Source organism: Blautia sp. AM29-29 (assembly GCF_003480555.1).
Classification (GTDB): Bacteria; Bacillota; Clostridia; order Lachnospirales; family Lachnospiraceae; genus Fusicatenibacter; species Fusicatenibacter saccharivorans.
The window spans coordinates 1-10,261 of the sequence record NZ_QUJD01000039.1 but is presented as its reverse complement, the minus strand read 5'-3'; the positions used below and the strand labels follow the sequence as shown (position 1 = coordinate 10,261).

7 protein-coding genes are annotated in these 10,261 nt (G+C 45.1%); 3 read left to right on the top strand and 4 right to left on the bottom strand.

Features of this window, described 5'->3' with window-relative positions; translation table 11 throughout:
• Positions 1-1,704, bottom strand: a 1,704-nt coding sequence (locus tag DW769_RS16060) for an IS3 family transposase (RefSeq protein ID WP_118750631.1), incomplete at its 3' end; no start/stop codon positions are given.
• A 564-nt stretch (positions 1,705-2,268) separates the two neighbouring features.
• On the opposite strand from DW769_RS16060, the gene gmd reads away from it, so the two are divergent.
• Genes gmd through DW769_RS16045 form a run of 3 tightly spaced genes read left to right on the top strand, consistent with a single transcriptional unit; the run spans position 2,269 to position 5,611 of the window.
• A complete protein-coding gene (gene gmd / locus DW769_RS16055; protein ID WP_117802746.1) occupies positions 2,269-3,312 on the top strand; it encodes a GDP-mannose 4,6-dehydratase in 1,044 nt (347 codons plus the stop codon).
• A 22-nt stretch (positions 3,313-3,334) separates the two neighbouring features.
• Positions 3,335-4,276 (top strand): GDP-L-fucose synthase family protein, encoded by a 942-nt coding sequence (locus DW769_RS16050; protein WP_334291844.1) that lies wholly within the window; start codon positions 3,335-3,337, stop codon positions 4,274-4,276.
• Between the two features lie 12 nt (positions 4,277-4,288).
• The gene (locus tag DW769_RS16045; protein WP_117802745.1) at positions 4,289-5,611 is read left to right on the top strand and encodes a sugar phosphate nucleotidyltransferase; all 1,323 of its coding nucleotides are present in this window, start codon (positions 4,289-4,291) and stop codon (positions 5,609-5,611) included.
• A 66-nt stretch (positions 5,612-5,677) separates the two neighbouring features.
• On the opposite strand, the gene DW769_RS16040 is transcribed toward DW769_RS16045, so the two are convergent.
• The 3 genes from DW769_RS16040 to DW769_RS16030 are packed head-to-tail and all read right to left on the bottom strand — an operon-like array spanning position 5,678 to position 9,871.
• Positions 5,678-6,541: an AraC family transcriptional regulator gene (locus tag DW769_RS16040; protein ID WP_117760955.1), complete on the bottom strand. Its 864-nt coding sequence runs from the start codon at positions 6,539-6,541 to the stop codon at positions 5,678-5,680.
• 2 nt (positions 6,542-6,543) lie between these two features.
• Complete coding sequence (gene fucU, locus DW769_RS16035; RefSeq protein ID WP_055228359.1) at positions 6,544-6,969, bottom strand: L-fucose mutarotase; 426 nt, start codon at positions 6,967-6,969, stop codon at positions 6,544-6,546.
• A 13-nt stretch (positions 6,970-6,982) separates the two neighbouring features.
• Positions 6,983-9,871: a fucose pyrophosphorylase domain-containing protein gene (locus DW769_RS16030; protein WP_117802744.1), complete on the bottom strand. Its 2,889-nt coding sequence runs from the start codon at positions 9,869-9,871 to the stop codon at positions 6,983-6,985.
• Positions 9,872-10,261: the final 390 nt, after the last annotated feature.

Below are 10,261 nucleotides of genomic sequence, written 5' to 3'. Positions count from 1 at the left end.
TGTGGAGAGATCGAGATCATATCTGGCAAACTCTCTTTCCTGACGTGCCAGAGAGGAGGAGGCACACCATTTTGCTTTGTATGCTTCTATTCTTTTGTTCTCAGCAATCGGATATTGTATCGGGATTTCCGCTGATAATGCTTCGCTTCGTACTTCCAGTGGCGTTTTGCAATGGAATCTTTCCTGCAGTCTTTCTTCGGCATAAAACTTTATATATTTGTCGATTGCCGAACGTAAAGATATCTCGTCGGTTATCTTATACATACAATACATCTCTGATTTGATAATCCCCCACAATCCTTCAGTAGGACCATTATCAATGCAGTGTCCAACACGGGACATAGACTGTTCCATGCCTTGTTCTCGAAGCCTTTTCTGAAATATTCTGCGCGTGTACTGAAAACCTCTGTCAGAATGAAAAATCGGCCTGGCATCCGGATTATCTTTGAGAGCCTTATCGTATGTGTCAAACACGAGCTTATTGTCATTTCTTCCGCTTATGACATACGCAACTGGAAATCGATCATATAGATCAAGGATGACACTGAGATATAGTTTCCTGCCAGTCTCAGGAACCTTGAATTCCGTAACATCCGTAGCCCATTTCTCATTAGGTTTCGTTGCATTGAATTCCCTCTTCAGCTTATTTTCCGCTGTTGTCTCCGGTCTGGACGACGGGTATTTCTTCTTCTTTTTACGGATAATAGAATGAATTCCCAGCTTCCTCATGATTCTGTGAACCCTGTTCCTGCTGTAGCTGGTGTGATTGAAATGGTTGATCCAGCTTGTCATCCGCCTGTATCCCAAGATATGTCCGAACCGTTCGTCATACTCCTTTATCAGTTCTGCCAGTTTTGTGTTCTCGGATTCCTGCTCTGGAATTGTCCGGTGCAGCCATTTATAGTAAGCAGCGTGTGATATGCCCAATTGTTTGCACATCCAGTTGACACCCCATTGCTTTTTTTCGTAAAAATATTTTATTACCTGATATTTTGATTCAAACCGTAGTTTTCCAAGCCTCACATTCTTTCGAATTCCTTCACTTTTTTTTAACAGTTCCACCACCATATCTTTTTCTTCAAGCTGGCGCTTTAGTCGCAGGTTCTCCCGGCGCAGCCATTCCAGTTCATCGACCTCATCATCCGTTTTGTGGTGCCCGCGTTTATCGGACAGTCCATCTTCCCCAACAGCATCATATTTTCTGACCCATGAGTACACCTGGCTATAAGAAACATCATATAGAGAAGCTGTTCCTTTATAATCACGGTTATGGGTAATACAGTATTCAACGATTTCCTTACGTTCAGCTAACGTTGTCTTTCTTCGTGCTTCTGCCATATAGACCTCCCTCTTGGGATCATAATCCCTAAGTTCTCTATTGGCATTATACAACGAAATCCATTTTTGTAGTGTTGCATGTGCAGGAATTCCATATCTGGCGCATAAATCGGTAACCGATCCTTCCCCGTTGATATACTTCCGAACCATTTCAATTTTAAATTCACTGGAATAGGAATGGTTAGCTGTAACAGGGCAGAGGGCTTTTATTCCCCCATTTTGATATGCCAGTATCCAGTCTCTTATAGTTCGTGTACTTTTTATAGATAAATCTACCATAATTTCAGAGACAGAACGTATTCCATTCAGATAATCCTCGACAGCAGAAATTTTTTCTTCAACCGTACACTTGGGTTTTTTTCCCATAAAAATACCTCCAACGTAGATTTTGGTTATTTACCTTGTCTACTTCAGAGGTATCATATCATTATATGGAGAGTGTTAATAATTACATCTACCTATTCGGAGGTGCGTTAGCGTCATAATTCCGGTTGCGGAAGAGACTGGAAAATGTTATTCTTATCATAGGCAGTGGAGCTTTCTTAGTTCAGTTGTTTCGTGTGGTAACTTAACAATAACGGATTATGGAAAGTAATTCCACTGCTTTTTTAATAAAAATAAAACTGCGCCACAGCCTTGGCAGGCCATCGCGCAGTGATTTTGTTCAATCTTAGTTTATCATTCCTGTTCTTATGTGTCAAGTTCTGTGCTTATCTTTTCCCACCATTTTTCCAAATTTGACTTATCCATGAACTAGTGCCTCAGAAAAGGAAATCAAACCACTTCTGACCGAATAAACCAATATAATGCTATCAACCCCCAAAATATCCTCTCACATTTCTCCCCATCTTCCGTTAAACTACATACACAAGCAACTAATACGGAGATTTTTCTCCACACTACACATTATTGAATAGAGAGGATTTTCGAATGAAAAAAGCACTTATCACCGGTATCACTGGTCAGGATGGCTCTTATCTTGCGGAGTTTCTGTTAGAAAAAGGTTATGAGGTTCATGGTATCACCCGTCGCGCTTCGCTTGCAAATACAGCTCGTATCGAGCACATTATGGATAAAATCACACTGCATGACGGTGACCTTTCTGATTCGTCATCGCTGATTCGTATTATCAATATTGTCCAGCCGGATGAAATTTACAATCTGGCTGCGCAGTCTCATGTACAGGTTTCTTTTGATGTTCCGGAATATTCCGGCGATGTAGACGCACTTGGTGTTCTTCGTATTCTGGAAGCATGCCGCATTCTTGGCCTTACCAAGAATACAAAGGTTTACCAGGCATCTACTTCTGAATTATATGGAAAAGTAGAGGAAGTTCCGCAGCGCGAAACAACTCCGTTCCACCCATACAGCCCGTATGCGGTTGCAAAACAGTATGGCTTCTGGATCGTGAAAGAGTACCGCGAAGCATACGGCATGTTTGCTGTCAACGGTATTCTGTTCAACCATGAATCCGAGCGCCGCGGTGAGAACTTTGTTACCCGTAAAATCACACTGGCTGCCGGAAGAATCGCAGAAGGTATTCAGGATCATCTGGAACTTGGAAACATGGACTCTCTGCGTGACTGGGGTTATGCAAAAGATTATGTGGAGTGCATGTGGATGATTATGCAGCATGAAACACCGGAAGATTTCGTCATCGCAACCGGCGAGCAGCATACCGTACGTGATTTCACCGAAAAAGCATTCGCTGCAAACGGCATTACCATCCGCTGGGAAGGCACCGGTCTGGAAGAAAAAGGCTACGATGCAGAAACCGGCAAAATGCTGGTATGTGTCAATCCGGAATGGTTCCGTCCGACCGATGTTGATAACCTCTGGGGCGATCCGACCAAGGCCAAAACCGTTCTTGGATGGAATCCGCAGAAAACAACGTATGCTGAATTAGTAGAAATTATGGCAAAGCATGACCGTCAGCTTGCAAAACAGGAAAAAGCCATGAACGCCGCACTTTAATTTAGGAGATGCAAAGATCATGATGGAAAAAAATGCAAAAATTTATGTAGCCGGACACCGTGGAATGGTTGGTTCCGCGATTGTAAGAGAACTGAAACGCCAGGGTTATGAAAATATCATTACCCGTACCCACAAAGAACTGGATCTCTGCCGTCAGGATGCTGTCGAGGCATTTTTCGCAGAGGAAAAACCGGAATATGTCTTCCTCGCTGCTGCAAAAGTAGGCGGCATCGTTGCAAACCAGGAAGCACTGGCAGACTTCATGTACGATAACATGACACTGGAAATGAATGTCATCCACTCTGCATGGAAAAACGGCTGTAAAAAACTGGAGTTTCTTGGATCCTCCTGCATTTACCCGCGTATGGCACCGCAGCCGATGAAGGAAAGCTGTCTGCTGACTTCTGAACTGGAAAAAACAAACGAGGCTTATGCACTTGCAAAAATCTCCGGCTTAAAATACTGTGAGTTTCTGAACCGTCAGTACGGAACTGATTATATTTCCGTTATGCCGACCAATCTTTACGGACCAAACGATAACTATCATCCAACCCACAGCCACGTACTTCCTGCACTGATCCGCCGTTTCCATGAAGCAAAGGTTAACAATCTGCCGGAAGTTACCTGCTGGGGTGACGGCTCTCCGCTGCGTGAGTTCCTGTATGTCGATGACCTTGCAAATCTCTGTGTCTTCCTGATGAACAACTATTCTGGAAACGAGACCGTAAACGCCGGAACCGGAAAAGAACTGACCATCAAAGAGCTGACAGAGCTTGTTGCAAAAGTAATCGGTTATAATGGAAAAATCAATTGGGACAGCACAAAGCCAAATGGTACTCCAAGAAAACTGCTCGACGTATCCAAAGCAACCGCTCTTGGCTGGACCTACAAAACCGAGCTGGAAGACGGCATCCGTCTCTCCTACGAGGATTTCCTGAACAACCCGATGCGTGCAGAAAGATAACGGAGAAACTTTATGAATATCGTTTTATTATCCGGCGGCTCCGGCCAGCGCCTGTGGCCGCTTTCCAATGATATCCGTTCCAAGCAGTTTATCAAAATTTTCCATACGGCAGATGGTGAACTGGAATCCATGGTACAGCGCGTTTACCGTCAGATCCGTACGATAGACAAGGATGCAACGGTAACCATCGCGACCTCAAAATCACAGGTTTCCGCCATCCACAATCAGTTAGGGGAAGATGTCGGCATCAGCGTTGAGCCTTGCCGCCGTGATACATTCCCGGCCATTGCGCTTGCCGCAGCCTATCTGAAGGATGTAAAGGGAATTTCCGAGGACGAACCTGTCGTTGTCTGCCCGGTTGACCCTTATGTGGAAATTGATTATTTTGATGCCTTAAAAGACCTCGGTGCCCAGGTTGCTTCCAGCAATGCCAACCTGGTTCTGATGGGTATTGAACCGACCTATCCAAGCGAAAAATACGGATACATTATTCCAGACACCCCGGCTCCTGTCAGCACGGTGTCGATGTTCAAAGAGAAACCGACCAAAGAAATTGCAGAACAGTATATTTCCCAGGGTGCTCTTTGGAACGGCGGTGTTTTTGCTTTCCGTCTTGGTTATGTTCTGGATCGCGCTCATGCATTAATTGATTTTGAAAACTACGAAGATCTTTTCAGCAAATATGAAACGTTAGACAAAATCAGTTTTGATTACGCAGTGGTAGAACACGAGGACCGTATCGAAGTGATGCGTTTCTCCGGCATGTGGAAAGATCTTGGAACTTGGAATACTCTGACTGAGGCCATGGACAGCCACAATGTCGGCGAAGCACTGTTTAACGAAACCTGCAGAAATGTGCATGTAGTCAACGAGCTGAATCTTCCCGTACTCTGTATGGGGCTGAAAGATATTGTAGTTTCCGCAAGTCCGGACGGCATCCTGGTTTCCGATAAAGAGCAGTCCAGTTACATCAAGCCCTTTGTCAATACACTAAATCACCGCGTTATGTTTGCAGAAAAATCCTGGGGCAGTTTCCGCATTCTGGATATCGAAAAAGAAAGCCTTACGATTAAAGTAACTTTAAATCCGGGTCATCAGATGAACTACCACAGTCATGATTTCCGGAATGAAGTCTGGAACGTTATTTCCGGCACAGGACGTGCCGTGATCGACGGCGTTGTTTACAATGTTCACGCCGGTGACACCCTGCAGATGAATGCAGGCAGCAAACACACCATTTTTGCTGATACGGAACTGCAGATCATTGAAGTCCAATTCGGAAAAGACATCAATGTACACGATAAACATAAATACGATCTGCCGTCCCTTTTCTAAATTGTAATGAAAAACCGCAAACCATTTTCTGCCCGATCTGCTGAAAATGATTTGCGGTTTTCTGTTTTACCATTTTTTCCGGTATTCTCCCGGACTCATTCCTTCTATTTTTCGAAAACGGCGCGCCAGATAATTTGCATCATTCATTCCGATTGCGGCACTGATTTCATCCACCGTCATATCAGTAAATCGAAGCAGATTTTTCGCCTGCGTAATCCGTCTCGTTTCCAGATAAGAAATGATTGTCACACCATATGTTTCTTTAAATATCTTCGTCAGATAATATTTATTAATATAAAACTTCTGTGACAGCAGTTCCAGTGTAATATGTTCCTTATAATTTTCATCCAGATAACTTTTCACCTTTTCCATGCTCATCCGTTTTCTGGCATGCGCAGCGCGTCCCTGTTCCGGATGCCAGGAATTCTTCATCAGAATCCAAAGCAGGCGGTTTAAAATCTCATTAATTTTCATATCCCGCACATAACTGTCCGATCCTGCCGCAGAATACAGGTCTGTCATAACTTCTACCAATTCTTCCATTTCCTTGGGATGAAAAACCGGCTGTCCGCCGCGCTCCTGATACTTTTTGTAAATATCAGGCATGGTATGACCGTAAAAATGACACCACTGCAAGGTCCACAGATCTGCCGATGTCGCATGGGAATACGGTTTTCTGCAGTCGATGAAAACACAGTCTCCGGAATGCAGTGCATACGTTTTCCCATTGTAATTCAGCTCTCCTGACCCCGATGTTACCGAAAAGAACAGATACGAAGCCAGATGCTCTCGATGAGACGTATGCGCCGCCAGTGCATGGAGCGAACCTGTTTCCTGTAAATACAGAAGTGAAGTTCTGGCAAATTCCGACGGTGTATATAAAATACGCTGCGACGACACCGAATGGGACGACGAAGCAAAATATTCCATTCCTATCTTACCACACCTTTTTTCAGAATCATATTGGCATACTGTGCCGTCTCACCCGTTGCCACAACACAATAGGCTTCTTTTGCACGCTCATAGTAGGCAAAGCGTTCCATCGTATGTACTTTTGCTTCCGGTTCGTATCGATTCAGAACCGCTTTATACTCATCCCAGATCGGCGTCTGAACCGGATCTCCCGGCACCACTTCCATCAGTACAAAATGATCCTCATCGTACTGATCCAGCGGGAACAGCTGCAAAACAGCATCCAGCAGCTCCACTGCACCGATTCCGTCTGCACGTACAATTCGTTTTCCTGTACTGACCGTTGGAAAATTCGCATCGGCAAATACAATCTCATCTCCATGTCCCATTTCATCCAGCACCTTTAACAGTTCCGGTGATAATAACGGTGATATTCCTTTTAACATTCTTTTCCTCCTCCTACGCCAGTGAACAGCTCCATACATCTACACCGCTGTCTTGGAAAACTTCACGCAGCCGTTTCCGCACATCTTCCTGTGTTACGCCCTTTTTCAGCACAACCTGAAGGAAACCGCCTCCGCCGGCACCGCAAATCATCTTTCCGTCAATCAGGTCTTCTACGGAATGGAAGATCATATCAATACACGTATTCGTGCAACTCGCATCCAGTTTCTTGGATAATTCCCAGTGCTGATTCAAAAGCTCTGCAAATCCATCGATATTGCCTTTTTCCAGTTCAAACCGCATCAGAACCGCCGTCTGCTGAATCGCATATAAGACATCCACCGCATCCTCGATTCCTCCGACATATCGTCCAACGACATCCCGCAGCAGATTTCTTGCCAGTCTGCGCTGTCCGGAATAGATCAGGCAGAAACGCTCGTCGAGTTCTTTTCTTGTCTTTTCACTGATTTTGCACGGCACACACGTAATTCTCTGTCGAATTGCCGGTTCACTCGAAACCATCTTAATTCCCGGTGCCAGACCTCCGACCTGATCCTGCCATCCGCCGCCGGTAGACATAATCTGTTCCATGCAAAGAACACGGTCATACAGCTCTTCGTCTGTTACCTCTTTTCCCAGCATCTCATACAGCGCTTTTACACAGGCACCCGCCAGAATCGAAGATGTTCCAAGGCCGGAACCGCGCGGGATATTGATGACCTGCGTGGAAAGATACAGGCCGCTTCCCAGATTTTCCGTGATTTCCTGCACGGAAATCGGATCCTTATATGGAATCACGCCGCAGGCAATCAGTGCCGCTTTGTGCAGGGCAAACGGATCGTATGGATTGCTGGAATCCTGTAAACTGGAAATATCGGTAAAGGTCTGCTCGGCACCACTGTCCGCACTTGCGAGAACAATCACCGGTTCGTCGACTTTCTTAACCACAACTTCGATCGGGCAGTTTCCGTCCAGCATCACAGCCGCATTCAGTACAGTTCCGCCATGTTCCATGCAGTACGGCGGTGTATCACTCCAGCCGCCTCCCCAGTTCACACGGACCGGAAGATTTACGGTAACCTGATCTTTTCCCATTTTCGCATCGGCATCATAGCAAAGACCTTTTACAGCTCCGGCAAGAATACCGCTGCTGATGGTCGCAAAGCAGGAGTCCATATACTTTTCATCAAAACAGGACAGAACATAATAAATTCTGATCTTTCTGCTGAACTGATCAAGCTCTGTCTCGCTTAATCTCTGTGCTTCTTTCAGCAGTTCACCTTTCACCCGCTCTGAGATACCATCCCGCATCTGCTCAACCAGTCTGGTTAAATTTTCCTTTCGATCAATTGCCTCCAGAATTTCTTCCAGTTCTACTTTATCCGATACCTTCTCCTGCCACGGCAGCAGTGCAGAAAGATCTGCTTGGTTAAAGCTGTCTTTCAGTGAAATCGCATCTTCCCGAATCGGAAAACCTTCTCTCCAGGCTTCCAGTGTCTGATGCACTGCCTCTTCCATTGAATCGCATACTGGATAAATCGCAGCTTCCCAGAGCGGCATCGGCAATGTTTTTCCAAACAGCAATGCTTCCTTCGGATTGTCAGAAACACCGTACATGCGGACAACAAATTTTCCATTCTGCTGTTTCAGTCCATGCAGAACAGTATGCGCAGGAATCGTCTGACCATCTAATGTCACGCCGGAAATCACACACTCTTCACCTATCTGTGACTTATTGCGAATCATACAGTCTTCCAGGTAGCTTCCCTTTCCAATCTCTGCATTCGGGCTGACGTAACTGTTCGAAGCTGCAAAATCCGCTTCCTCCCGATTCGTGTTGATGTTCGATGTCCATCCCAGATAATAGAATTCATCCATCCGCTCTGTCATAAGCTCACGCAGTTCTTTTGTCGTACCAAAGTGGATAAATGCAGCCGGTGACATTCGAATCAGTTTCATCTGATACGGATGCAATACACTCCACAACTCCGTTCTGCACTGTTCCAGTTCCGGCGTAAAATCACCTTCCGGTGTTTCTTTATAATACTGCTCCAGCGTAGAGTCTGATGCCAGAGGGTAGAGAAAATCAGCATAAAAGGAAAGCCGGGTACTCTCATTCACATAAGCTGCAAATTTTTCTTTCGTATCCACCAGCTGGTACAGCGCCTGCAGCATCTCACTGTTGAAGATTACCGCTCCTGTATCGATATCTACATTTCCCTGATCATCCGAAGCTCCCAGTTTCTGCAGCTGCTCCACTGTTTTTTTGTGCAGGAAACCACCTACATTTCCTTCGCTGTCAACCCGGTAAACACCGTGATTTTTTCCGATCTCCGCCGGCTCTTTAATCGAAAGCGCCGCTGCACCTTTGCCATAAAAATCAATCTGCAGCGGATTGAACAGCAGCAGCACATCGCCGGAACACACCAACATACCAGCATTCATCCGTGCGGCCACACCACTCATGGAAATCATAAATTCATCAAACAGAGTAGAACGTTTTCCATTCGGCAGAACACGTGGCACCGGTGAAAATAACTTTCCGCAGGCAGAATACTGCGGCACCCGCTTACTGTCACCGCCGGAATGGATCACCAGAATCCGCTGATTTTCGAATGAACCTGCATTCTCATGAACGTAACGCAAAACATTCAGTGTAGCGCCGCCGCTTCCTACCCGTTTTCCGTCCGGATCCGGAAGCACTGCATAATGCGTCGATGCCGGAAGCATATTATGATCCAGACGATACTGAATCTGTGTACGGTATGATGCAGCCTGTTCCTCATTGGAAGCTGTAAGAATCACGTAATCCCATAATGGCAGCTTCGGCGCTTCCAGAAGCGCGGTATACTGGTTTGTGCAGTCGATGTAGGACTGCTGTAAAAATAGAGTTTTGTGTGACATGTCTTTTCTTTGTTCCTTACTTTATCATTGTAGTATTAATTTCTGTCCCTCTCCAGGGCACGTTGTTTTCAAAATATATGTTGAAACACTTGTAATTTAGTATATCATAGATTCCGTCAAAAATCTTCCTTTTCTTATTACATTTATTATTTAACGCCTGTATTTTGTAAGTGCAAAATAATTCGACGGATTGTGTTGCCCTAAAAAATATCCCATAATAATCAATAGAGAATGCAAGCATTTTACTTCATCTTTTCTTGCTAGAAATGATAGATGCGAGCATTTTACTCTATTAAAGTTATGGAGGTGTGCTCATGAGAAGCAAAAGAATACCTGCCGAAGAACAATACCGTCTCATCATGGAATGCCGTCAAAGTGGATTGACAGATC